Raw genomic sequence first — 25,138 nt, 5'->3', positions numbered from 1 at the left:
GTATTATCGATTATTCCAGCGTTCGATAGATTCGTGAACGACAGCTTTCGCTTCTTCAACGTCGCCCCAGCTTTTCACAATGGTTGAGCCAGGTTTTTTAAGATCTTTGTAATGGTTAAAGTGGTTTTCGATTTGCTTCACGAGCTGCGGAATATCAGCTAAGGTTTGGATACGATTGCCTGTATTGCGATCGTCCGTAGGAACAACCACGATCTTATCATCAACTTCACCATCATCCTCAAATTTCATAACACCGATGATTTTACCTTCTAAGAACACACCTGTAGGGAGCGGCTCGTCAGTTACAATAAGTACATCAAGCTCATCGCCATCTTCATCAAGGGTCTGTGGGATAAAGCCATAATTAGTCGGCTTAGCAAAGATTGCCGGCTCAACGCGATCAAGTTGCATTACCGCGAGGTCGCGGTTCCATTCGATTTTATGTGAACTACCGGCAGGAATCTCGACAACGACGTTTACCACACCTTCGTCAACGCTACCAGGAGTAAGAATTTGGTTGAAATCAGCCATAATTATCTCCGTTATTTTAAAACTAACGTTATTGTAACAATTTGCTATACTAAGGGCAATATGTTGGTTATTGGTCACAGGGGCGCAGCAGGCCTTGCTCACGAAAATACGCTTGAAGCCTTGCGAGCGGGACTTGAAGCCGGCGCTGATATATTAGAGTTTGATGTGCGCATTACCAAAGACGGTATTCCTGTCTTAGCACATGATTTTCACACTTTTCGCACGCATCATGATCTTTCGATCATCTCTCATCATACGCTCAACGAACTGCGCCAACGTCTTCTTGAATTCCCTATCGTCACTCTAGAGGAAGTATTGGATGAATTTTTTGGGACCATATTACTCAATATTGAGGTAAAGGGCAGAGGCAGCGGAAAAGTGACTGCCACCTTTGTAAAAAAGCACTACATCAAAAAACCTGAGGATTGGGATAATATCTTATTTTCTTCTTTTAACGGTGGCGAGCTTCGAGCCATCCGAAAAGTGAGCAAGCGCGCAAACCTCTCACTACTCCATTTTGATAATCCATTTCTCTTCATTGCCTATCAGAGAAGTCTTCGCCTGACAGCCGTGGGATTCCATAGGCTCTACGTGAATTCGTTTGCCCTTCTTATAGCAAAAAAAGTTGGTTTATTTACTTATGCTTACACTGTTGATCGACCTAATGCCGCAACGCTTCTTGCCCAAGAGGGTGTTGAAGGTGTCGTGACCAATCGACCAGACCGTGTCATTGAAGAGTTAAAGCGTCATTCTATTTGATGGGAACGGGAGCGGAATTTCTTCACGCCCCCGTCCCATCACAGCTACTTGCTCGTCGGACCCAGCTCCACGAAGTAGTGCATGAGCTTCACGAAAGCGATCGCATCGTTTTGGAAAGCGGTCCTCAGCTCCAACAGGTACGCCTGTTCGCCGTCTCGAAAAAACGCTCCGAGCTCGGCGATAGAATCGACATCGAGATTGAAGCTTTCCCGCACCGCCCCCAGTCCTTCCGGCGCTACCTGCAACGCTGCTTCAGCAGCAACCTTCAGCCACTGCAAGTCATCCAGATGATCAGCGCGCCATTCCGCGAACACCCGGCGAAATTGGCCTTCAAGGACGTCCGGCGGCGGCTCGATCCCAAGTGCGCTGAAATTGAATCGGATCAGTCTCCGACCCATGCTTTCACAGAAGTCTTCATACGTTGCGGGAAACTCCACGGACATCGAAATCACTCCTCAAGAGCCGGATTTGGACAAATTGTATTATACCATTTTTTTCAAATCAAGATACTCACGGATTGAGAGTGCCGCCGTCGCACCTTCTCCTACAGCGCTGGCGATTTGCATCGTAGCATGCGAACGGACATCACCGCTTGCAAATACCCCGGGCATGCTCGTCATTAGGTGGCGATCAGTTTTTATCATTCCCATCTCATCAAGTTCGATACCAGTACCAGCTAAAAATCCAGTGTTCGGCTTCAGGCCTATAAACACAAAGATGCCGTCCGCCTGAAAAGACTTTCGCTCACCGTTTTGCGTACCGACAACTGACGTCACTTTGCCGTCAGTAGCAACGATCTCATCTGTTGTGGTGCCGAGATGTACAGTAATCTTGCCCTCATCAACAAATTTCTGTAGTTCCTGCTGAAGGATTTCACTCGCAGAGATTTTACTTCGCACCAGTAGATCAATGTGCGTTGCGAAACGAGTAAGGAACATTGCTTCCTGTACCGCCGAGTTACCACCTCCAGTTACCACCAATCGCTTATCGCGGTAAAAAGCCCCGTCACAGGTAGCACAGTAATGAACGCCACGGCCATAGTACTCACTTTCGCCGGGTATGCCAAGCTTCGTGTAATCGCTACCCGTGGCTATGAGGATACTTCGTGCTTTTACTTCCTGACTATCGATGGTCAATACTTTGACATCACCTTCGTCTCGAATAGCAGATACCTCACCGAACTCAATTTCCGCCCCAAACCGTTCAGCCTGTTTTTGTAGTTGTTCGGCCAAGACAAGACCTTCGATCCCATCAGGAAATCCCGGATAATTATCAACTTTATCCGTTACCGCAGCGAGACCGCCAATAATGCTCTTCTCATACAATACTGTATCAATATCTTCCCTGGTCGTATAAACAGCCGCAGCAAGTGCGCTCGGACCAGTACCCACCATTACAACATCGCGTATTTCTTTCGCCATCAGATTCCCTCTTCTTTTTACTATATCCAGTATAGCACTTGCTTAGTTGGTAGCAATAACCATTACTACGAATTTAATAGGCGTATTGGGCGGAATGTCATCGCCGCTTCCTTGGTCCTTATAAGCCAAGTCAGAAGGAATCGTTATTTCGCGAACACCACCCACCTTCATACCTACGGTGCCTTGACTCCAACCTTCAATAAGTGTTGTGGTTGCCGTATCAATTGGCGCCTTTAACTTTTGGTCACTGATTGAACTATCAAATACCTTTCCTTTTGGATTCCAACCGATATAGTAGGCTTTGTATTTCGTATCTGATTTTATTTCAGCACCCGTTCCAGGCTTCAAATCATTTGTCGTGACCTTATCGCCAACCGCGTTCATGTCAAAAGCCGCAGGCACATCTTTATACTGAGAGAACTCCGCATAATATTGGCTCGATAATTCATCTGCCTGCTTTTGTTGATCTGCTAGCTGTTTCTGATATTCTTCAATGAGCTTTTGCTGTTGCTGTTGATCGGTCTGTGCATTTTGGCTCTGCAAGATCATTACCGCAAACGATCCGATAGTTCCGATCATTAAGACTGACGCGATCACCCAAATACCGATTCTCTGACTCTTTGGCGTTGCCATTCCCTGTCCTCTTTCTTAATACGTTATCCGTTAGTATACCAGATAATCTGTTATTTTCGAATGGCCGTCCGGCCTGTTTCGGATTTGGCAGGAGTAAAGTAATTATCCTCCATCACCATCGATGCATGCCAGGCACCAAGTGCTTGGCCAAGTGGAAGCATATCATTATAGCCGATAAAGTCGGCGGCACGGCGTAGCAACGTTCCAAGCCAACCGCTAATACGAAGACCGCGCCACTCCAGAATGGCCCAATCTTCGCCCACTGGAATAACTACTGGTGGCTTCACGGCTTTGTACTTTTTAGGAGACTTGCCGTTTTGTTCTCGCCAGATATTATGAGCTACAAATAGCGCATCGTGAAGTGCTGTCTGGGCGAGACCAGAATAAGGAGTCGCCGCATTGTCGCCAATAACATATACATCGGGTGCCGCTTTCATGAATGCATCAACTTTTACACGTCCGTTTGGCAAAAGTTCGAAACTAGGAGCATTCACTTTGTAAAAAGGATGGTTCGTGACACCTGCGGTCCAGATAACCGTCCTACTACGAATTGGCTTGCCTCCTACCATAATATGATCTGCGGTCGCTGACTCAAGTGCCTGACCCGTACGAACATTGACTCCAAGTTTCTTCAATCGTTTCGTGACAATACGACTCGTCGCTTCGCTCATTTTTGGCAAGACGCGAGGCGCTCCTTCAAGCAGATCAATTTTAGGCGCACCACTTTGCTTCACACCATAATGGTCACATAGGCGAGTGATATACGAGCCTAGCGCTGCCGCCAACTCGACACCAGTAGGACCGGCACCGATAACGACATAGTGCTTATCCATGGTGTGATTTTCGGCGATATCTTCATATAGATGCCTTTTCAAGCGCATCACTTCTTCTTCCGATTTTATACCATACGAGAAAACATCAAGCCCTTCGATTCCAAAATAAGTCGTGACAACTCCTAGTGCCATAATGCACCGTTCGTATGTGTATGTCGCACCCGATTCACCTGTGAGTTTTTTAGCTTTTGTATCAACACCCGTTATAGTATCGAGTTGCACGGTGATATTTTTCTTACCAGCAAAAATCGTACCTAAAGGTACCCATGACTCCAGATGACTATGACCGGTAGCAGCGCTATAGAGAGCCGGATAATACTGAAAATCAGGCCTGTTACTTATGAGCGTTATTTTATTGCGACGGTCGCGCGCAAGTTCAAGAGCAGCCTTAATTCCACCAAACCCACCACCAACTACGATAATATTCATAGGGTCTTTTCACTCTTTTTCGTACTGAGTAAACGTGTGCGGGCCATGAGTGTCATTGTTACAGCGATCACAAGATAGATAAGTCCTACCTCGCAGGTGTGAGGCATTCGTGCGGGTTCAATGAGCACCAAATACAAACCACTCATTAGTGTGGCCAGAATTGAACCATAGCTTGCAAACAAGGTTTTATTCGCCGGCTTAAAAAATGTGTGTGTCACGAGCACAAGGCTCGCTACGGCAATCGAAACGTGGAGCAGTACAATCATACCTTAAGAGTATACACCCTAGACCAACCATGCATCAACTGATAACAATAAGCAGAATACGAGTAAAACCTTAAGTGAAAAGCCAAACAATCCTCGCGCCCACTTTTCACTATCGACCCCTTTGTAACCGCGCAGCGCCTTTGTAAGCCACGTACTCGAAATAAGCACCATACCCACTGCAAAAACTATCCCGGTATAACTAAAATATGTAAAAAGAAAGACCACAGGGATAAAGAGAATGATATAAAAAACAATCTGTTGTTTAGTTGCTCCAATACCTCGTTTTACGCTCATGATAGGCAAATCAGCCGCTTTATATTCTTTTTGGCGATAAATAGCAATCGAATAGAAATGCGCCATTTGCCACACCATTAAGGCAATGAATAAAAGCCAGGCCGCTCCATCAAACACGTTCGTTACCGCAACATAACCTGCCACCGGTGGCATAGCGCCAGGAATTGTCCCGATAAGTGTGCTATATATCGTACGGCGCTTAGCAATTCCATACGCTACAACATATAAGAACATCGCCACAGCCCCTAATACTACAGTTAGCAGATTGGTGTATATAGCTAGAAGAGCAAAACCCGCCAATCCTAGCACGCCTGCATACACTGCTGCGCTCGGTACTGATACCTCCCCCGTTACAAGCACCCTTCCTTTTGTCCGCTTCATCTTTCGATCGATCCCACGATCCATAATATTATTTAGAACACACGCCGAACCCATCACAAAGCCAATACCAATCAATAGGCCGATGCCAATCAGGGGCTGGATAACTCTACCTGAGGCCAGAAAATAACCCGCCGCCGTAGTCAGCAGATTGCCGTAGACGATACCCGGCTTTGCAAGTTTATAATACACTCTTATTGCTTGCATCAAAAGCCTGCTTGTTTATCAATATATTGTTGCATCTTATTTGGTGAATGCATCATATTGTAGTTGAGATTGTCCATAATCCAAAGTGAACCGAATACGACTATACCTACTACAAGCACACCAAATCCCAGGGTTACTAAACGCCAGCGAGGTCGTGATTCGCTGCCGAGATGCAAAAAGAATATCAGTTGAACAAAAAGCTGAACGACGGCAAAAGATAATATAAGCGCGATCGTAATGAACGGCGCAAAGTTACCACTTGTAACCGTGAAATAGGCTAAGAGCGTAAGAAAAATAGAGAGAAGGTATCCTGTCACGTAGGCGACTACTGGTTTTTTCATAACACAACCCCCATAAGATACACGATGGTAAATATAAATATCCAGATTACATCGAGGAAGTGCCAAAACATACCAAAGAGTGATAATCGCCTAGTGACGTTATTTGTAAGCCCTTTTTTTATCAACTGAATAAATAGTACCGCCGACCAAAGCAGCCCAAAGAAAATATGTAACCCGTGAGTTCCGACGAGCGTAAAGAAACTCGAAAGAAAGGCGCTATGCTGCCAGCTATTACCTTCGCTTGCAAGTTTTGTAAATTCCTGGAGCTCCAGCCCAAGGAAGCTCGCCCCCAGGAGAAAGGTAATTATGAGCCACCATGCCGCCTGTGTGCTGTCTGACTTTCTCATGGCAACAGTCATCAAGCCTGCTGTAAAGCTACTCGTCAGCAAGAGTCCCGTCTCAACCAGTACGAATTGTAGGTTGAATATATCCGACCCAGCCGGCCCTCCATTCGTACTGCCCTGCAAGACCATATACGTCGCAAAAAGTGTGGCAAACAAAACGACATCCGTCATAAGGTAAATCCAAAACCCAATGAGCGTTCTTTCGTTTTGAGCCCGGAGGGTAGTTTCAACCTGCATTATGCCCTACTTCCTTTTTCTTGTATCATTTCATTCACAGCCACTTGGCGCTCCGTTTCGTCAGATGAGATACGAACAATAATGCAAACAATAATCCCCACCAGACCGATTCCCGCCATCCAAAACATATGCCATACGATACCAAAGCCTATCATGAATGCGAATACCGCGATGATAAATCCAAGCGGTGAATTTTTAGGGATAGTGATCGTACCTTTGAAAGGTTTTGTTTTGTGCTTCGTTTGCTTCATCATCCAATAAGCATCGCGCTCACTTACTTCGGGAATAGTGGCAAAGTTATACTCCGGCGGCGGAGAACTGACAGCCCATTCAAGCGTACGTCCATTCCATGGATCATTTTGGACTCGATTTTCATTTCGCTTCCATATGCTGTAGCCCAGCTGAAGCAGCTGAAAAAAGATACCCAGACCGATAAACAGCACCCCGATTCCGGCTACGACAAAGAGGCCTTGCCATCCCATAGAAGCATCGTAGTGGTCAAGTCGGCGCGTCGCTCCCATAAATCCAAGAATATACAGCGGTGTGAACGCGAGAAGGAATCCAACAAGCCACGACCAAAATGCATAGCGTCCCAGTCGTTCGTTAAGTGTAAATCCAGTAAATTTAGGAAACCAGTAAGTAAACCCGGCAAAACATCCGAATACGACTCCGCCTATGATCATCGTGTGGAAATGAGCTACCAAGAACAAGCTATTGTGTACCTGGAAATCAATCGCCGGAACCGACATAAGCACGCCGGCCAAGCCACCAAGTGTAAACGTAACAATAAAGCCCATGAACCACAGCATTGGCGTCGCAAATTTTACTCGTCCTCGATACATCGTAAAGAGCCAGTTAAAGACTTTTACTCCCGTAGGGATGGCGATAACCATGGTCATAATGCCAAAGAAGGCATTGACGTTTGCACCCGCTCCCATCGTGAAGAAGTGGTGGAGCCAAACAGTGAATGAAAGAAAAGCAATAGCCGCAATCGCCCATACCATCGACGTATAGCCGAATAAACGCTTACGTGAAAATGTAGCGACAACTTCAGAAAATATTCCGAACGCCGGCAGAATGAGAATATATACTTCTGGGTGCCCCCAGGCCCAGATAAGATTTATATACATCATGGCATTTCCACCCGCATCGGTCGTGAAGAAATGCGCCCCGATAAGTCTATCGAGCGAAAGCATACCGAGTGTTGCCGTAAGGATCGGAAAAGCAAACATGATCAATACAAGACTTCCCAGCACGCTCCAAATAAATACAGGCATTTTCATGAGTGTCATACCGGGTGCGCGCATTTTTAGGATTGTCACAAAGAAATTAATTCCCGATAGCAAACTTCCGACACCTGCTATTTGAAGGCTCCATATCCAATAGTCAACCCCCACTCCCGGGCTATACTGCAATTCCGAAAGTGGCGGATATGCCAGCCAGCCAGCGGCAGAAAATTCACCCACTATAAGGGAAAGATTAACGAGCCCAAACCCAACAGCGAATAGCCAAAAACTCACCGAATTAAGAAACGGAAAGGCAACATCCCGCGAACCGATCTGGAGCGGCACAAGAAGATTAAATAAACCGAAGATCAATCCCATTGCGACAAAGAAAATCATGATTGTTCCGTGGGCTGAGAATATCTGCTGAAAATGATCACTACTCAAAATACCGGCCGCATCCGAAGCGAGCGCCTGCTGTGTCCGCATAAGCAACGCGTCTCCTACTCCCCGAAGCAACATGATGCTGGCGATTATCAGATACATGACGCCTATTTTTTTCGGGTCGAGCGAAGTAAGCCATTCTTTAAACAGCCACTTCCATCGTTTAAAAAATGTCAGCGCCGCAACAACTAAAAGTGCACCGCCCAGCATGGTTACCGCACCACCGATAGTAATAAGATCGTGCGGTAAAGCATCAACGCTCAAACGGCCAAACATTAGTGATTCCCTATATCCATATATTTCATAACTATCGTATCATAAAGGTCAATTTCACTCAGCGTATAAAGACGAGGCGTTGTGTCTTTTGAGGGTTCAGCAATTTTAGCGTATGCCGTACTGTTCATTTCTTCCTTGGCGGTCTTGGCATCGTTTTTCCAGCGTGCAAAATCATCATCCGATACGACCTTGGCGGTAAATTTCATATCAGCAAATCCTTCACCGCTAATATTTGCGGAACTTCCCGGGTAATCACCTTTTTCGTTCGCCTGAAGATGCAATTGCGTTGACATACCCGTCATTGCGTACACTTGACCGCCCAGTTTTGGAATCCAAAACGAGTTCATAGGGGCATCTGCCGTTATTTCAAAATCAACCGGCGTATTAACAGGAAATCTCACTTCACTAAGGCTCGCTATATGGTCATCCGGGTATATGAAAAGCCAGCGCCACTGGAGCGCAACTACCTGAATTTTAACTGGCTTTTTAGATGAATCAAGCGACCTATATGGGTCTAGCTCGTGCGAACTTTGCCAGGCGATAACACCAAGGATTGTAATGATAATAAACGGCACTCCCCACCATACAGTTTCAATTATCCGGTTATTTTGCCAGTCGGGCATATACCGCGCTTTGGTGTTTCCCTCTCTGTATTTCCAGGCGAATACGAACAACATAATGAATACAGGCAACACGACGCTCATTCCGAGTATTGTTGCGATAATCATAAGGTCTCGCTGCTTATCCGCGATTTGTCCCTTAGGGTTCAAAACGGCTATATCCGCGCCATGCAACAGAAAATAAAAGATACCACCAAGTCCTATAACAGCGACCGAAGCAAGGATAATTTTAGTTATTCTTCGCATGTCTTATCCGAAAAAAGTTAAGCATAAACATTGCTTATATCATACACCCGGATGAATGTTTGGGGAAGCTATTCACCAGTGACGAATGCAGAAGCGATTACGAAGTTGTCCGTGTGTTTTGCCTTACTACACAACAGTCGCGTTTGTCTGTTTTATAACGTTCGTCGTAACATCATCAACAATCCGCGCCGCGTCATCGCCCGTAAGCGTACGGTCATGAGCAATAAGCTTAATTCGAATGGTGATATTCTTCATCGTTTTGTCTTCGGACTGATATATATCCACAGGAGCAATTGAGGATTCTACCGTTTCAGATTCAAGTACGCGTGCCACCGCCGATACGATTTCTGCATAAGAAATCTCAGCGCTCACCCGAAAACATATATCACGTTCTGTTCCGGGGAAACGGCTGATTGGCGTATAGTTACTCTCGAGTTTTGATACAGCCTCATATAGTTCGTTCATGCCAAGTTCAAACCCTGCCGTACTTGCGGGTAATTTGAATGCACGTGATACGGATTTCCTATACTCACCAACAATACCTAGAAATGTGTTCGTTTTCTTGTCTGTGACAAATGCCGAGTGCCGATACTCAAATGGTGCCGTAACGGGATAATTTGAACTCGGACCGACTGACGCATACTCAAGCTCAAGACCAAGGCTCTGCGCTAAGTAATCAAGCAGTCGTTTAGCTTGATAATACGGCGCACCTTCTTGCTGGTTCTTGTTTGCAACGACAAGCCCAAGCATATCAGCTTCGCGCGGTACATTTTCGTCAGTCATGCCATGAGTTTTAGGATGAACTTTATTAAGTTCAAATAGGGCAAAGGCATCGTAACCCTGCTTAATATTTGGATAAACATACTGAAGCAAGCTCGGCGTAAGTGTCTGACGATAATACTGGAGATCGGGACTGATGGAGTTGGTAATACGATACGAATCATCCCTTTTCTGGCCGGCCTTTTCTAAAATATCACCATGCACAAAACTATATGTTAAAAGCTCGTTCGCCCCCGCTCTTGTAAGTAAATCACGAACACGCGCTCGCAATACATCAAAGTCACTTGGTACTACAGCTGTAAAGTCACGCTCAGGCAGCGTCGGTTTGATTGAGTCAAAGCCATTAAGCCGACCAACTTCTTCGATAATATCTTCGGAAATATGAATATCGCTTCGCCAATAAGGCGCCGCCACACGAAACATTTCACCGTCGCCTTCCACGATAAATTCAACGTTACGAAGCGCTGCTTCAATAGCTTCTGCTGTGAAATCAGACCCGAGCGTTTTGTTGACCTGGCTACGACTAAGCTCAATCCATTCTTGCCCTCTCTTTTTAGGATAGTCTTCAACGACCTCACTTAATTGCACCGCAGTCATTGTGCCCTCAAGAAGTTCTATGAACCGTCTTAAAACAGGTGCCGTCAGAGCTGCTGGCTGACCTTTGGTGAATCTGGTAATTGCTTCACTGAATATACCGTGGCGCATTTGCGTCGCCCGCAAATTGTAAAGATTAAACGTTGCGCTTTCTAGGAAAATCGTTTTCGTTGACTCATCGATTTCAGTATCAGCGCCACCCATTGCACCGGCGAGAGCAACGGCTGTTTCACCATTCGCAATTATAATATCTTCCGAAGAGAGCGTGATGGTTCGGCCATCGAGTAAAGCAAGAGTCTCCCCCTCGCGGCCGCTCCGCACATGGATATCGATGGCGCCATTATTAACGGCCGCCAATTTATCGTAATCAAACGCATGAAGAGGCTGGCCTGTCTCGAGCATAAGATAATTAGTCACATCAACAATGGCGCTGATCGGCCGCATACCCACGCGTGCCAAAAAAGTTTGTAAAGAAAGCTGTGACTTTTTTAGACCGTCAAGATTTCCAATAACAACACCCTGGTACCGCGCAGAAAGCTCTGGGTCATCTATGGATACTTTCGGCGACGTAGTTGCACTCGCGGAAATGGCGAAATCGGGGTCCGTATTTTTGAGCCATACCGGCGTTTTAAAAGGCATATTTTGGATACCTGCAACTTCGCGAGCAAAGCCGATCACCCCAAACGCATCGGGGCGATGAGTAAGTGATTTGTTTTCAATATCAAGCAATGTGTCGTCGAGCGCGAACGTTTTTGAAAAAGAGACACCTGGCTGCACATCCATGTCTGCAATTTCCAAGATTCCTTCGTGATCATCAAAAAGCGCCAGTTCACGCGGGCTCGCGATCATACCATTGCTCATTACCCCACGAAGCTTGCGGGCGCCGAGCACAAATGGCTCGTTTGTGCCAAAAGTTTCAGGCACTGTTGTTTGAGGAGGTAACCACGCAACAAGTAGACCCGCACGTACGTTTGGAGCGCCGCAAACTACTTGCACATAGCCATTTTCATCACGCTCAACACCATCAACCACGCCACCGTCATCAAGTTTTGTTACGTTAAGATGATCGGAATCTTCAAGTTTCTCACATGACGCAACACGAGCAATCACTACATTTTTATACTTTTCGCTGAGATCAATTGTTTCTTCAATCTCAACAAGACGAGCACCGATGAGTGTCGCAAGCTCAGCGATCGGCAGGTCGATGTCCGTATATTCTTTTAGCCAATTTACAGAAATAATCATTTGCTACTCTCCGCTATTTTACCCTTCCAAGGTAAGTGATGTTTTCCGCGCGACTCTCCATAGCTGTCAAACAAGAAGAAATCGTGTACGGTAATTTTAAATGAACGAACATCACCGTCTTTTCGGATTTCATTGAGAAGACCTTCCGATTCACCAAATCGATTGACGTACGCTGCGTAAGCTGTCTGCTCTGCCTCGGCACCATCAAGCATTTCCGCTTCCCCCTCAAATTCAACGCATCGGACTTTCTGGTTTTTAAAATGCTGCGTAACAATATTGCCCGCAACGAAAGGATTAGCAATGAGCTCCTGAGCATGGCGGCTGTTTTTACTTGAAGTAAAGTAAAGATTCAGTTCGTCATCATACGAAAAATGCACTTCGCATACCCATGGCTTGTTGTCCTTCACAGTTGCAAGCGACATATGAACGACTTGCTCAATATATTCGCGAATGATGGGTTCGATTTCCGCTGGACTCATGCGAACTTCCTCAAAAATTGTAGTTTGCCGGATTCAAAATAGCGAAGATCTTCAATGCCATATTTAAGCATCACGAGGCGCTCGACACCCCCTCCCCACGCAAAACCTGTATATTTATTTGGGTCGATACCAGCCGCCTTAAGCACATTGGGGTGAATCATACCGCACCCAAGCATCTCCAGCCATTCGCCTGGTTTACCCCCTAGTGCCGCCGGTTTTTCAATTGCAAACTCAAGTCCCGGCTCAACAAATGGGAAGTAACCCGGCTGTGTTTTGATTTTTAGTTCTTGCCCATAATATGTTTGGAAAAAGCTGCGTAGCGTTCCAAGCATTTGGCCCAAGCTCGCATCACGACTCACGAACACGCCTTCGCATTGATAGAATGTATGTTCGTGCGTCGCATCGACATCCTCATTTCGAAACACGCGCCCATAACTTACGGCGGCAATTTGCCCACCTGCCTCAAGTTTGGCCTTACCATCTTTTAAAATACGATTCTGCATCGTGCTGGTGTGCGCAGGAGGGATGAATCCCTCTTCAGTACGAAAGGTATCGTAGCCATCGCGGGCAGGATGATTTTCGGGAAAATTGAGCGCACCAAACATGTGAAAATCGTCATCAATTTGGCGAGACTCAATCGCTTCAAATCCCATGCGTGTAAAAATATCGACGACATGCTCCAGCTCGCGAGTTAGCGGATGGCGACTACCTTGCGTGGTGGGAAGAAGTTGTGATGCTTTTGTATTCACGTCCCAAGGTGCGGTAATGTCAATCGGTTCGATCGCCGCATCTTCCCGGCTGGCTTCACGGACTTCGATTGCCTTTTCAAGTTCGATCTTCAGCTCGTTAACACGCTTGCCGAACAGAGCTCGTTCTTCAGGCAACAAGCTCGGAATAGCAGCATAGAGTTTTTTAATTTCATCGGCTTTTAAAATGTCTCGTGGCTGTTCGGATTGTTCGATGCGCTCTAAAAGCTGAGAACGCAGAGTATCAATTGCTTCCATATCTATGGATTAGTATAGCCTATAGAGGTATAAAAAATCGAGACAAAAATTAGCGAGCCGTTTGTAAAAACAGCATCACCACAACGATTGCGGCCAAAAGACCGATAACCACCCATGCCCAAGCTAGGCTGGTCGTCTTTTTTGTATCCTTTAGATATGCCGAATCTTCTATGTCTTTCGGTTCATTTTCGGCAAGCGCTTTCGCCTTCGCTTTTTCTTGAAGTTCGGCAGCCAAACGCTCCTGTAATTTAGATCTGTCTTCGCTTTGTCTAATAAATAATGCCATTGCACCTAGTATACACCCGGTATTTGCGCGATACAATTTATGGTATACTATCCCTATATTTCACTAAAGGAGGGAAATACATGGCTACCAAAAAAGCCGCTTCGACCAGCAAAAAGTCGACTGCCAAAAAAGCAGCCGCTAAAAAGCAGACGAGCACAAAGGTAACGACCGTAAAGGCTGTTGAATCTCGTCCTGTAGCTGTCGCTGAAGCAACACAGAAAAAAACGTTTAAACTAGACATCGGCCGACGGCCGCTGATCGCAGCATTGATTGCCGAGTTTATCGGAACCTTTATTTTTGCTGCGGCTATCATAGCCGGCCAAGGACAACCGATTTTGGTTTTCTTCGCATTAGTCGGTGTTGTACTTGCCATCGGAACGATGTCTGGTGCATATGTTAACCCTGCGCTTACTATTGCCGCATGGGTCACTCGCCGTATTGGCGCATGGCGTGCACTGGGCTACGTTGTTGCCCAAGTGCTCGGTGCAATGCTCGCACTTGTTATTCTCAATGCATACATGAGCAATACAACCGCCGCAAACCCAAACCAGCTCTACTCAGCCGGTGCTGAGCTGTTCAAGGCAGCAGCACTTCCTGAAGGCAAGCAGTGGCTTGTACTTATGAGCGAAGTTTTGGGTACTGCAATCTTTGGCTTTGCCGTCGCAGCAGCAACACGCGAAATCAAGGAGCGCACCGCAGCCGCCTTTACCGTGGGTCTTGGTGTCTATCTCGGTCTCATGATCGCAGGTTCTGCCGCAGCCCTAATTAGTGCCAGCGCGATCCTCAACCCAGCCGTTGCTGTTGCCCTTCAGGTCAACTTTGGCAATGTATGGTCATGGGCCGTATACATACTTGGAAGCATTCTTGGTGCGGTTATTGGTTTCGCGCTTTACGATCTTCTTCGCAATAACAGCCGCGAAAACGCGTAAAAATTCATACCGATCAAATAAAAGAAGGTCCTGTCACGGACTTTCTTTTATTTGACAAGAGATAGTAAAATATGCTAATTTATCCCAGTCATTGGCACAACTACACGAGGTGAAAAACGTGAGCAGGTCCATTATCGACCCAACCCAACCGGTAGACTACGCTTCCTCGGCGACGCCGACAAGCTACACCTGCGGCAAGTGTGGCAGGACTGGTGTCAAGCTGTGGCGAGAACATCAGGTGGCACATACCCTTCTCTGTGCGGACGACTCGGCCGCAGAACAGAGTGTCGACATTTCGACCATGCGGCCCGACGGCAAGTACATGTCTGACCTCGGCCTGCCGACGGACTGCATCAAGTGGAGGATTCCTGCCATTCCTACCGCCGAAAACACCGGCTTCTGGGGCTACACCAGCGTTCCCGCTGATGGCTGCGCATGGTGGGATCGTCTGCCCGTGCGGTAACCCGCTCTTCAAAAGCTCGCTCCTCCATAAAGGAGCTAGACGCTTACTGTAAGGAGCGGGTTTTTGAATGCCTAATCCTCGTCTTGGCGAGGTCTATCAAGCAACACCGGCTCAACACCCGCAGCAGTATTGGCTATTTTTATAACGTCTTTATCAACTTTTCCTAGTTCTTTATGGGCATTATTGAAGTGGTTTACGGTTGTCCCAAGAGATGACCCAAGTTTTTGCATATATACTTCAAATTTACCGATATGCTGACCTAACTTGCCTACACGCACCTGAATATCTTTAGCCTGCTCTTCAATTTGGAGGCTACGAAGCCCTTGGAGCACTGTTTGGAGATACGCCATAAAACTTGTAGGACTCACGATGATCACATGTTTATCGCGAAATGCATATTCAATAAGGTCGCGTGAGCTACCACCATTACCGACATTATTGATAAGAAGATCGTAGTATAATGATTCACTCGGAATAAACATAAACGCAAAGTCCATTGTGTTTTCGTTTGGTCGGATATATTTACTAGTTTCGTCGATTCTTCCCTTAAGGTCAGCCTTCACTTTTAACAATAAACGCTCGCGCTCAGGTTTGTCTTTTGCCTCGATCATACGATTGTAATTTTCAAGGCTGAACTTACTATCTATAGCTAAGATTTGCCCTCGCTCCAAAAAAATCACCGCATCCACAATTTCACCATCGTTAAACTTGTATTGCATCGCAAACTGTCCTGGGGGCAAGACGTTTTCGAGCACTGATTGCAAGTAATACTCGCCAAAAACACCGCGTTGTTTCGGATTTTGCAAAACGTTTTGGAGCGTCTTAAGCTCGTCGGCCACGTCAACCACGCGCCGGTTGGTTTCATCCAGTTTGGCTAACCGCTGAGTAACGTCTGCCACCAGCTTAGCACTCTCGCCGAGCTGCTTTTGCACCGATGCCTGCATGACTGTCGTGCTACGTTCTAGCTTGTCACCCATGGCCTGCTGCAAGGCGCCGACATTGCGGCTTAGTTCAACAAGATCAGTCTTCATGAGCTCAACGGCACCCGCATTCTTCATTTCACTTAGCCGCTGGTTCAATACAAAAATAACCGCAGCAAAACCGACAATAATCAAACCTAAAACAATAAAAATAAGCGTTATATCCATAGTGCTAGTATACCATTAGCTAGCAAGGATAAATCGGAGACCGGCTACAATCATGAGTGTGAGTAAAATCACAAGCCAAAACTGACGAAGCCGAGAAATCCAAGTAAATAGCCCGTACGCAACTGCATGAAGACCGGAGGAAATCGCCAAGACTACATACCAAGGCATTGCAAGTATATAGAGCGATACTCCCCACAGCGCAACTGTGACCGCTAAAACGACAAGCAAAGGTCGAAAAACCTGAACACGCATGAGCCAAAAAAGCGCGGCTGCACCACTGATAATACTGGCAAGAATGGCGGCGTATTGCCCACCGGTTCCACAGGCCTCAGAGACACACGGCAGCGTTTTAAACACGAAAGCACTAAAAAGAAGCGTTGCGCCCGCAGCAACGAGTCCCGCCACAAAGCCAAGAAGTACCACTTGGCCAACTTGCCGGAGTGACATGTCGGTCATTATTGGGTGCGTCTGCTCATCCATCTCTATCGTCATCGTATCTCCCTATCAATTGTATTTTGTAATTATACAGGTTTTTTGCGGAAAGAACGAGTTTCTTTTGATCCTTGCAAGTACCACAATGCACCGAGCAACGCGACAAAAATACCCCCTACAATGTCAAGCGGCGTATGAACCAATGCCAATATTCGGCCGATACACATAAGAATAGTGAGAGCCACGAGAATGATGCTTGCCGATTTACGACGCGTCTCAAACCATACTGCTACTGTAAGGAATACTGCGAATAGTGCATGATCGGATGGAAAGCCTGGATTAGGAAGGTATGAAGCCCCGGGTGCAATCCCCAGTAATTCAAAAGGGCGTTCCATCGAGGGCTGATATACCGCGCCCATGAGCTTTGCTATTAAGTATGTCGTAAGTCCTGCGATAAAAATGCGTTTATACGCTTCAAATCGACCGCCTTTTGGAATCCAAAATACAAGAGCGTACCCCGAAAAAAGTACGATAGGAACAAGGAGACCATCGGCAAGAAGCCGGATAAGCGTTTGCGTCATGTACCCAGTATACTACGCGGTTAGCCTACCCGTGAACTGCGCCGCATCATATATTGCTCAATTCGTCGGAACGACCAGCCGCGATGATGAAGTTCGTCTTTCAGCCTCCCGAAGAGTGCAATGCGAAACTCACGAACCGTTTTAAATCCCCGCTGGCGAGCAATTGCCTCCAGACTCATTCGTTTTAATTGGGCACGGAACGCTCGTGTTTCCATGCCCAATATTTCTGCTCGTAATTCGCCTTTGCGATCGTGCCGTTGAAGAAGTCGATCAAATTGGGACTCACGCCTGAAGCGCTGCTGCTTCGGTATTTTTTCGCTAGTCCCCGGTACGGCAGCCGCAACCGCCGTGACAAGAAGTAGCGATGCTACCGTTTTGGTTGATATTTTCATGCTCAACCTCCTCTATAAGCGCTTCTTAAGTCCCGCTTATGACTTTAGTATAGTACGTGAAAATATGTGAAAATAATGTAATTTCGACAATAATTACCGAGCATTGGCCCACGTTTGTTACACTAATGACATGCATGTTCAAACCGCTCAGCGACGCCGCTTGCTAAGAGCAAAAAGAAAAAAATTACACCTCCCCCTAGGCGCCGAGCGGTTGCTCGCTCTTCTCGAAGGACTTGAAGGTGGGTTCGCCATTGGTGCAAGTATCGTAGTAGGCCTAAGCTTTGCCGACCTCGATCGCCGCATACTTCTCGTTAGCGCTGGGATCGGCATTCTTGTTAACGGTTTTAACAATGCTTCCGTAAAATATAGTTCTGAACATTACACCGACGAACTCGATGGTCGCGAAAAGCACCATCCTCTTCAGCATTATCTGGTGCCTGCCATCATCGAATTCGCCGCTTACTTCGCAGTAGGGTTTGTAACGCTTCTCCCGCTCATTCTTGTGCCACAGCTTTATCTAGCCCTCGCACTTTGTAGCCTCCTCACGCTCGGAATGCTTTTTGCTGCTGGTTATTGGAGGGGATTTCTTATGCACCTTCACCCCGCGCGAGATGGTGTAGAAATGATGTTCTTGGGCGCCTGTATTATCGTCGTCGGAGCTTCTACAGGCTATTTTCTCCACATGCTCGTTGCCTAGCCAACACTTACGCCAAAAATATATCCTATGCCGTATGTGACCACCGAGGCAAGTGCGACGATTGCCAACTGCCGCACGGCACCATACAGTCTATTCTTTCCACTTGATACTCCTATATATCCGCCAACGATAAGACTGCCCACCCCCGTAAGACCAATCGATATCCATATTGCCATAGAGCCACCTATAAATACCCATGGTGCAAGAGGGGCAAGTGCACCCAGGGTAAAAAGCGCAAAAGAAGAAAGAGCCGCGAGCCATGGCGAACCCAGCTCATCTGGATTGAACCCCATAACTTGGCGAGCATACACCTTGATAAGCTGACGGTGATCTTCTGCCATTTCGCTCGCCGAGCGCTCAGCAGTTTTCTTGCTTTGGCCACCTTCTTCAAGGCTCTTGGCTATCTGCGAAACTAAAATAGTTTTATCGTCATGAATGAGATGGTGAATGTCCTTCAGCACACCCTCGAACAGCTCAACTTGAGCGCGTACAGAAATCCATTCACCTGCCGCCATACTGATAGCTCCAGCAATAAGTCCGGCAAACCCCGCCAGCAATACGCTGCTCGAGTGCGCGCCCGCCCCTGCGACAGCCAGCACGATACAAAGAATACTCACAAGCCCATCATTGACGCCCAATACGGCCGCCCGTGCCGCACCGCGCTGAATTTGCAACGCGCGTCGGTTCAAAATATCGTGTGGTGTCATTTTTTCCATAAGACTATTTTAGCATCTCGCCGCCACCTATAACTATTTTCAATATCTGGCTTTGTTTAAAAAATACTTGCATAAAAAAAGTAACTTTTGTAGACTAGGGATAGTAACAAATAAAAACGAAAGGATTTGCATGCATAAGCAGCGCAATGCTATTTTATTGCTTCTTGCAACTACGATGTTCCTTGTAGTGCTCGATAGCGCAATTGTCAACGTCGCCCTTCCTGCAATTAAATCCGCGCTTCATTTTGACAGCTCGGCATTGCAATGGGTATTAACCGCATACATCCTCACTTTTGGTGGGTTCTTAATGCTCGGCGGACGTATCGCCGACCTCTACGGTCGTCGTAAAGTCCTGATATGGGGAATTGGAGGTTTTACACTCTTCTCGCTTCTCCTCGGCCTTGCCGCTTCAGCCGAAATGATGGTCGTGCTTCGCGCCTTCCAAGGCCTCGCCGCCGCTTTTATGGCCCCGACTGCCCTGTCTATTCTTCTCACAACATTCGAAGAAGGGCCTGCCCGTAACCGCGCTTTGAGTATTTGGAGCATGGTTGCATCTGGTGGAGCAGCCGCAGGCGTCTTCCTTGGCGGCCTCCTGACTCAATATCTCGGCTGGCGCTGGTGTTTCTTCGTCAATGTGCCAATCGGTATCATTGCCATCCTTGGAATTCTCAAGTACGTTCCGGCACATATCCAAGAGGCTCGTGACAAACACCTAGATATGCCTGGCGCAGTGCTTGTTACCGGCGGCCTTATGGCACTCGTATACGCTCTTACGCAGGCCAGCGAAAGTGGCTGGGGAAGTCTTATCACACTCATAAGCCTCTGTGTAAGCGCCCTCCTTCTTGTAGCTTTCCTCTGGAACGAAACGAAGGCCAAACACCCGCTTGTACCCCTCTCCATTTTTCGTATTCGTAATGTCAGCGGTGGTAACTTGATGATGCTCCCTGTAAGCGCAGGCGCCCTTGGAATGTTTTTCTTCCTATCGGTGTACGTTCAAAATATTTTGAAGTTCCCTCCTCTTCTTAGCGGACTCGCCTTCCTCCCTCTTCCTCTTATTATTGGTGTGATTTCATTGAAAGCACCAAAATTACTTGGTAAGTTTGGCTTTAAACCGCTCATCGTAGTTGGGCTGAGCCTGATTGCAATTGGTACGTTTGCGCTAAGTTTTCTTGGCACCGACTCTTCATACTGGTTCCATATCCTTCCTGCCTTTGTACTGCTTGCTGTAGGCTTTGGGCTCTCATTTTTGTCAGTCACCATCGCCTCGACAGCAGGTGTACCTGGAAATGAAGCAGGTCTTGCTTCAGGACTTGTTAACACTTCGCAGCAAATCGGCGGCGCACTTGGTCTTGCTATCTTGGCGGTCGTGGCCACTAGCACGACAGCGCAAGACCTGAACCAAGGTCACGCGCTTGCCGCGTCAACAGTGCACGGCTACCAGCTCGCTTTTCTTACTGCTTCCGTGCTTATGGTAATTGCACTACTCATCGCGATTTTTATCATCCGTACACCAAAGCAGCCTCAGGCGGCGGCAGAACCCGCAGCAACACACGTCTAGTTTTTTCAGAACTTCCCTATGGAGCCTCTGAAAAAAGTACGATACCATCACAGCCGGCCAGCAAAGACTCCCCGTTCTTTACTGGCCGGCTTTTCTACTGAACGATGGGGATTTCGGGAACGTACTGGTTACAGTTACGAAGGGTAGGCCGTACATTCTTTACATTGTCGTACGAAAGTTCGAACGCACCAATACGCTCGCTTTTCGTTCCATGATCCCTGCGAGGGCCATCAGCATCGGCAGCAGCAATAAGCGAGCCTGACAAATCTTTGACGTCGTCTCTGCTCATGAGACCCCGGGACCGGGCCCAGCTCATGTACGCACCAGCAACGCAATCCGCTTGATTTTCATAACGAATCTGCGCATTACCGGCCGCCATCTTCATTCCAACTTCGTGCTGAAAATGATGGCCTAATTCATGCGCCACCACTACGGGCGGGGCAGCATCTCCGTACACTGAATACTGCTGCCATACCGCCGCCTGACCCAAGAAGATCTGATCCACATTGCCACAATATTGCAACACTTTGTCGTTGACCGGACAGTCACCCAGCACCGCAGAAATACCAGAGGGAACAAAAAAATAGCCCTTAGGATGCGGCATCTCTTGGTAAGTAACATCGATCCACCGATCAACATCCGGAACAATGCACTCCAGATATTGAGCCATCTGCGATTTTGTGAACCTTCCTTCTAAATCGCCTGAAACTTCACAGTCAGATTTTGGAGAAATCGGCTTTAGGCGCGCGTATGCGCTGCTCGGGATGTCCGTTGGCCTACTAGCTGCACTCGTCGCAGGTGCCGGAGAGGAAGGTATGCCATAATCATCCTCTTTAGGAACACCGCATGACGACGCGAGCAAACATGCCATTATCGCTGCGCCGATAAGACGTTTCATTTCTCTTCCCATCTTAATCAGTAGAAACTGTCAAAGTGCAAAAGAATGAGCCTCTTTAAGGGCTCTTTCTTTGGTATCGTACGCTACTAACCATACATGAGATATCTTTGTGGTTCAAATGGAATATTTGACTGAGACAAAAAGCCTTATATACTATTCCATGCGCCCTACTACCGTACCGACTACCGAGGGAGTATCATGCGTTACAGCCAGTACGGCGAGATCTATCGTCGTCTCAACGAAGCAATCGCAAGCAACAACACGAGTGCGATGGCAGCCGTCATCGACACAGAAACGTTCCTGGCAATGCTGCCCGGGATCGAAGTGCCGCTCGACTTCGCTCAGTTTGTCGTCGAGCTCGACCGTCAGCGCATGATGTTTTCCGACTTCGGCCGCAACGTCACCATCAAGGAAATGATCGTCGACGACAATCGTCTCGGCGCATTCTACACCATGACCGTCACCCACGACGGGCCGCTGATGACTCGCGACGGACGCGAGATCCTGCCGGCCACCAACAAGAAGATCACAGTCAAGTCAATGGACTCGCTCACCTTCAACAACGCAGGCAAGATCGTACATGTGGTGGTCGTGAGTGACCGCATGAACACATTGAGCCAGTTGATCTAGCAGTCCCATCATGGGCGTACAGTGTGGAGGGTAGCCTAAGAGCCGCCCTCCACGCTGTGATACATCTCAAATTATTTACCACCTCTAATCTGTACCTTGCTGCTATACTAATAAGGTGAAAGATTTTCTTATTATCGTACGACGCAACTTTGTGTCGCCTATTGTTATCGCTATATTGCTCTTGGGCACCACGCTGCTTTTTCTTGGCGAAACCCGCGATGCTTTTTTTATATCCTTTGTTATTATCCTTAACACCCTCTTGGCTATCATTCAGGAAATGCGGGCCAGGTTGGCGCTTAAAAAACTCGAACTCATGAGCGCTCCCCACGCTCGCAGGCTCATGCAAAACGATACCTACGATGAAATACTTTACGATCAGCTTCAACAAGGTGACACAATTAAGTTACTGACTGGCGATGAGATTCCCGCAGATGGTGAAGTTCTAAAAAGCACCGGACTCGAAGTAGATGAAAGTATGCTGACAGGAGAATCTGCCTCTGTTGAAAAGCCAGCCAAATCGACCGTTTTCGCAGCAAGTGCCGTTGTTGCGGGTAATGCTATCGTACGCGTTAATGCCGTAGGCGCAAACACAAAAGCCGGCGCCATGACCGCAACCCTTAAGCGGTACACTCCTCAACTCACCCCGCTTCAAAAGGCAATTAGTCGCGCCATTACGTTTCTGACGTATGGCGCCCTTGTACTAGCGTTTCTCATTTTTGTCGTCTATAAAGCCTCTGGACTCGACGCGGTAACAATATTTAAAACAATCACTTCCGCGGCGGTTACCATCGTGCCCGAAGGCCTCCTTCTTGCAAGTTCACTGCTTCTTGCCTTTGGGTCATTAAAGCTCGCACAAGCAAAGGTACTCCCGCAAAAACTTTCAGCCATTGAAGCCATGGCCTTGCTATCCGTGCTGTGTGTTGATAAAACCGGAACACTCACTAGTGAGGAAATCGGTTTTGAATCACTTTCGCTTACAAAGAAGTACGAGAAAAACCAAACCCTCATCGAAAGCCTTGTGGCCGTCGCTACTAAAGAAGGCGATAATGCTACTAGTCAGGCTATTTCCAACGCATTGTCGCTTCCAAAAAAATATACTGTCATAGATACGCTTGCCTTCTCCTCGGAGCGCAAAACGAGTGGCGTTCGTGTCAAACTCAATGGTACGGCACATACTATTCTTATAGGAGCTCCTGAATTTTTAGGTAAGGTAAGCACCATCACCCCATCTCTTCAAAAACAGATTAAACATGCAACCAGTGAAGGCCAGCGCGTGCTCCTTGTTGCTTTATTTGAGGACCAGAAAACCTCAATTAAAAATGTTGTTAATGGTGAAGCTGTAGGTATCATCCTTTTGAAAAACGCCTTGCGCGAGGGCGTTCAAGACACCGTTGCGTATTTGCAAAAGAATGGAGTGAGTCTACGCGTCATTAGCGGTGACAATCCTGAGACGGTCAAATATGTCGCTCGGGAAGTAGGTATTTCTAACCCTGAGCGTGTTATTACGGGAGCGGAGCTTGCGCTATTAAATGATCGCGACTGGGATAAAACTGTCAAGAAAACGACTATTTTTGCACGCGTTCTCCCAGAACAAAAAGAGCGTCTCATCGCAACGTTTCAGAAAGATGGAGATTTCACCGGTATGGTAGGTGATGGTGTTAATGACGCCCTTGCACTTAAAAAAGCCAACCTTGGCGTCGCCATGTTTTCCGGAGCTTCGGCCAGCCGCCGAGTTGCCGATATAGTGCTCCTTAATAATTCCTTTACCGCACTTCCACTCGGCATGCACCTAGGCAACCGCATCATGCAAGCGATTGAGGTGATTTCAGTCTTATTCTTCCATAAAATTATTTATGGTATTATTCTCCTTTTGACAACCTTGGCACTCGGACTTCGCTTTCCTTTCGATCCACGCCATATCACTTTTATGAATATTTTTCTCGTTACGCTGCCTACCATTATGTGGACGCTATTTCCACCGAGCCCACAACATCGCGTACAGCCAAAACATTTCTGGCGGGATACATTATGGGCGGTTGTGCCGATTGCGTCCCTTACCGGTATTGCAATCGCCTTTAGCTACTGGCTGATGACCCAACTGCACGCGCCCAACCATGCTGATATCCGCACTATGACTGTCATCATCACCGTATTCTTTGGTGTTTACCTAGTATTTCTGGCGTCACGAATGCTGGGTGTCATATACGACACAGCAGCCAAAACGGCTCGTTGGTTGTATATCGTATCTGTCATTGTTATCGCGTTTGCGACATTCGGGTTCAACTTTGGCCGCAGCTTCTTTGATTTTACGCAGCCCAACTGGATATATTTATGGCCCGTTATTGGCATTGTTTTTGTTGTAGCGCTCATACAATATAAACTGGCCGCCATTGCCGGCGACAAACTCAAGCAAAAACACTACGAGGTATAGTGCCTATTTGTCTTTAACTTTGCGCCAACCCCCGGCACGATTGTTAGCGATAACTGCTTTAAATAAAGCGATGAATGCCTTTTCATTAATTACATCACCTTCATAAAGCTGGATCGATCGCGCCGTAAGATTATTATGGCCTTGGTTAATAAGCCTCTCCGGGTCTGGTGCAATCGGGTCATAAATAAAAACATTAATATGATCCTTTGCGGCAAGAAAGGCGCAAATATTCCCTCCAAGGACAAAATATGGCTGTACACGCCGTTTTATCACTTCTTCTACCGCAGGATCCGCCACATGCACCAAATCACGCACTTTTTGATACATTTTTTGCTGCCACATGGGTAACGCGGCTATATATTCATCCACCTGTGGATTTTTTTCATAATTCAT

General features: G+C 47.1%; 29 protein-coding genes. 6 read left to right on the top strand and 23 right to left on the bottom strand.

Annotation, left to right across the window (positions count from 1 at the left end; all coding sequences use genetic code 11):
• Window positions 1–3: 3 nt before the first annotated feature.
• Window positions 4–531 carry an inorganic diphosphatase gene (locus tag VFH06_03515; protein ID HET6747146.1) on the bottom strand — a complete coding sequence of 176 codons (528 nt, stop codon included), beginning with the start codon at window positions 529–531 and terminating at the stop codon, window positions 4–6.
• Window positions 532–591: 60 nt separating this feature from the next.
• Between VFH06_03515 and VFH06_03510 the strand changes: the two genes are divergently transcribed.
• Window positions 592–1,290: a glycerophosphodiester phosphodiesterase gene (locus VFH06_03510; protein HET6747145.1), complete on the top strand. Its 699-nt coding sequence runs from the start codon at window positions 592–594 to the stop codon at window positions 1,288–1,290.
• Window positions 1,291–1,334: 44 nt separating this feature from the next.
• Here VFH06_03510 and VFH06_03505 read toward each other — a convergent pair whose 3' ends face one another.
• From VFH06_03505 to VFH06_03440, 14 genes are all read right to left on the bottom strand, one after another.
• Window positions 1,335–1,727, bottom strand: coding sequence for a hypothetical protein (locus VFH06_03505; protein ID HET6747144.1), 393 nt, complete (start codon window positions 1,725–1,727; stop codon window positions 1,335–1,337).
• Between the two features lie 45 nt (window positions 1,728–1,772).
• Entirely contained in the window at window positions 1,773–2,711 is a 939-nt protein-coding gene (locus tag VFH06_03500) for an FAD-dependent oxidoreductase (protein ID HET6747143.1), read from the bottom strand.
• 42 nt (window positions 2,712–2,753) lie between these two features.
• Entirely contained in the window at window positions 2,754–3,344 is a 591-nt protein-coding gene (locus tag VFH06_03495; protein HET6747142.1) for an FKBP-type peptidyl-prolyl cis-trans isomerase, read from the bottom strand.
• Between the two features lie 50 nt (window positions 3,345–3,394).
• Entirely contained in the window at window positions 3,395–4,606 is a 1,212-nt protein-coding gene (locus VFH06_03490) for an FAD-dependent oxidoreductase (protein HET6747141.1), read from the bottom strand.
• Window positions 4,603–4,872: a hypothetical protein gene (locus VFH06_03485; protein ID HET6747140.1), complete on the bottom strand. Its 270-nt coding sequence runs from the start codon at window positions 4,870–4,872 to the stop codon at window positions 4,603–4,605. Before VFH06_03485 ends, VFH06_03490 begins: the two co-directional genes overlap by 4 nt.
• Window positions 4,873–4,890: 18 nt before the next feature.
• Complete coding sequence (cyoE, locus tag VFH06_03480) at window positions 4,891–5,751, bottom strand: heme o synthase (GenBank protein ID HET6747139.1); 861 nt, start codon at window positions 5,749–5,751, stop codon at window positions 4,891–4,893.
• The gene (cyoD, locus tag VFH06_03475; GenBank protein HET6747138.1) at window positions 5,751–6,092 is read right to left on the bottom strand and encodes a cytochrome o ubiquinol oxidase subunit IV; all 342 of its coding nucleotides are present in this window, start codon (window positions 6,090–6,092) and stop codon (window positions 5,751–5,753) included. Before cyoD ends, cyoE begins: the two co-directional genes overlap by 1 nt.
• On the bottom strand, window positions 6,089–6,673 hold the full coding sequence (gene cyoC, locus VFH06_03470) for a cytochrome o ubiquinol oxidase subunit III (GenBank protein HET6747137.1): 585 nt from the start codon (window positions 6,671–6,673) through the stop codon (window positions 6,089–6,091). The genes cyoD and cyoC overlap by 4 nt, the downstream gene beginning before the upstream one ends.
• Window positions 6,673–8,616: a cytochrome o ubiquinol oxidase subunit I gene (gene cyoB / locus VFH06_03465; protein HET6747136.1), complete on the bottom strand. Its 1,944-nt coding sequence runs from the start codon at window positions 8,614–8,616 to the stop codon at window positions 6,673–6,675. The genes cyoC and cyoB overlap by 1 nt, the downstream gene beginning before the upstream one ends.
• On the bottom strand, window positions 8,616–9,482 hold the full coding sequence (gene cyoA, locus VFH06_03460) for a ubiquinol oxidase subunit II (protein ID HET6747135.1): 867 nt from the start codon (window positions 9,480–9,482) through the stop codon (window positions 8,616–8,618). The genes cyoB and cyoA overlap by 1 nt, the downstream gene beginning before the upstream one ends.
• 126 nt (window positions 9,483–9,608) lie before the next feature.
• Window positions 9,609–12,101 (bottom strand): phenylalanine--tRNA ligase subunit beta, encoded by a 2,493-nt coding sequence (gene pheT / locus VFH06_03455; protein ID HET6747134.1) that lies wholly within the window; start codon window positions 12,099–12,101, stop codon window positions 9,609–9,611.
• On the bottom strand, window positions 12,098–12,580 hold the full coding sequence (locus VFH06_03450) for a pyridoxamine 5'-phosphate oxidase family protein (GenBank protein HET6747133.1): 483 nt from the start codon (window positions 12,578–12,580) through the stop codon (window positions 12,098–12,100). Before VFH06_03450 ends, pheT begins: the two co-directional genes overlap by 4 nt.
• On the bottom strand, window positions 12,577–13,584 hold the full coding sequence (locus VFH06_03445; protein HET6747132.1) for a phenylalanine--tRNA ligase subunit alpha: 1,008 nt from the start codon (window positions 13,582–13,584) through the stop codon (window positions 12,577–12,579). Before VFH06_03445 ends, VFH06_03450 begins: the two co-directional genes overlap by 4 nt.
• Before the next feature lie 49 nt (window positions 13,585–13,633).
• Entirely contained in the window at window positions 13,634–13,870 is a 237-nt protein-coding gene (locus tag VFH06_03440; protein ID HET6747131.1) for a hypothetical protein, read from the bottom strand.
• A gap of 80 nt (window positions 13,871–13,950) precedes the next feature.
• Here VFH06_03440 and VFH06_03435 point away from each other — a divergent pair, with 80 nt between their 5' ends.
• Window positions 13,951–14,799 carry an aquaporin gene (locus VFH06_03435; GenBank protein HET6747130.1) on the top strand — a complete coding sequence of 283 codons (849 nt, stop codon included), beginning with the start codon at window positions 13,951–13,953 and terminating at the stop codon, window positions 14,797–14,799.
• A 100-nt stretch (window positions 14,800–14,899) separates the two neighbouring features.
• Here VFH06_03435 and VFH06_03430 read toward each other — a convergent pair whose 3' ends face one another.
• The 5 genes from VFH06_03430 to VFH06_03410 are packed head-to-tail and all read right to left on the bottom strand — an operon-like array spanning window position 14,900 to window position 17,815.
• A complete protein-coding gene (locus VFH06_03430; protein ID HET6747129.1) occupies window positions 14,900–15,274 on the bottom strand; it encodes a hypothetical protein in 375 nt (124 codons plus the stop codon).
• A gap of 59 nt (window positions 15,275–15,333) precedes the next feature.
• Entirely contained in the window at window positions 15,334–16,410 is a 1,077-nt protein-coding gene (locus VFH06_03425) for a DNA recombination protein RmuC (protein HET6747128.1), read from the bottom strand.
• Window positions 16,411–16,425: 15 nt separating this feature from the next.
• Window positions 16,426–16,902, bottom strand: coding sequence for a hypothetical protein (locus VFH06_03420; GenBank protein ID HET6747127.1), 477 nt, complete (start codon window positions 16,900–16,902; stop codon window positions 16,426–16,428).
• Window positions 16,903–16,931: 29 nt separating this feature from the next.
• A complete protein-coding gene (locus tag VFH06_03415) occupies window positions 16,932–17,423 on the bottom strand; it encodes a phosphatase PAP2 family protein (GenBank protein HET6747126.1) in 492 nt (163 codons plus the stop codon).
• Between the two features lie 20 nt (window positions 17,424–17,443).
• The gene (locus VFH06_03410; GenBank protein ID HET6747125.1) at window positions 17,444–17,815 is read right to left on the bottom strand and encodes a hypothetical protein; all 372 of its coding nucleotides are present in this window, start codon (window positions 17,813–17,815) and stop codon (window positions 17,444–17,446) included.
• 130 nt (window positions 17,816–17,945) lie between these two features.
• Between VFH06_03410 and VFH06_03405 the strand changes: the two genes are divergently transcribed.
• A complete protein-coding gene (locus tag VFH06_03405) occupies window positions 17,946–18,512 on the top strand; it encodes a VIT1/CCC1 transporter family protein (GenBank protein ID HET6747124.1) in 567 nt (188 codons plus the stop codon).
• On the opposite strand, the gene VFH06_03400 is transcribed toward VFH06_03405, so the two are convergent.
• Window positions 18,509–19,228, bottom strand: coding sequence for a VIT1/CCC1 transporter family protein (locus tag VFH06_03400; GenBank protein HET6747123.1), 720 nt, complete (start codon window positions 19,226–19,228; stop codon window positions 18,509–18,511). The two genes, VFH06_03405 and VFH06_03400, sit on opposite strands and share 4 nt — an antisense overlap.
• Window positions 19,229–19,358: 130 nt before the next feature.
• Here VFH06_03400 and VFH06_03395 point away from each other — a divergent pair, with 130 nt between their 5' ends.
• Window positions 19,359–20,786, top strand: a complete 1,428-nt coding sequence (locus VFH06_03395; protein HET6747122.1) for an MFS transporter — start codon at window positions 19,359–19,361, stop codon at window positions 20,784–20,786.
• 94 nt (window positions 20,787–20,880) lie between these two features.
• On the opposite strand, the gene VFH06_03390 is transcribed toward VFH06_03395, so the two are convergent.
• Window positions 20,881–21,684 carry a neutral zinc metallopeptidase gene (locus VFH06_03390; GenBank protein HET6747121.1) on the bottom strand — a complete coding sequence of 268 codons (804 nt, stop codon included), beginning with the start codon at window positions 21,682–21,684 and terminating at the stop codon, window positions 20,881–20,883.
• Window positions 21,685–21,882: 198 nt separating this feature from the next.
• Between VFH06_03390 and VFH06_03385 the strand changes: the two genes are divergently transcribed.
• Together VFH06_03385 and VFH06_03380 are read left to right on the top strand one after the other, a co-directional pair.
• Window positions 21,883–22,314: an ester cyclase gene (locus VFH06_03385; protein HET6747120.1), complete on the top strand. Its 432-nt coding sequence runs from the start codon at window positions 21,883–21,885 to the stop codon at window positions 22,312–22,314.
• 115 nt (window positions 22,315–22,429) lie between these two features.
• On the top strand, window positions 22,430–24,745 hold the full coding sequence (locus VFH06_03380; GenBank protein ID HET6747119.1) for an HAD-IC family P-type ATPase: 2,316 nt from the start codon (window positions 22,430–22,432) through the stop codon (window positions 24,743–24,745).
• Between the two features lie 3 nt (window positions 24,746–24,748).
• Here VFH06_03380 and VFH06_03375 read toward each other — a convergent pair whose 3' ends face one another.
• On the bottom strand, window positions 24,749–25,138 hold the full coding sequence (locus VFH06_03375) for a DUF1801 domain-containing protein (protein ID HET6747118.1): 390 nt from the start codon (window positions 25,136–25,138) through the stop codon (window positions 24,749–24,751).

The sequence above is a fragment of the Candidatus Saccharimonadales bacterium genome (genome assembly GCA_035697325.1).
GTDB lineage: Bacteria > Patescibacteriota > Saccharimonadia > Saccharimonadales > Saccharimonadaceae > JALRBM01.
Note: the sequence above shows the minus strand (reverse complement) of the source record. Positions and strands in the feature narration are given on the sequence as shown.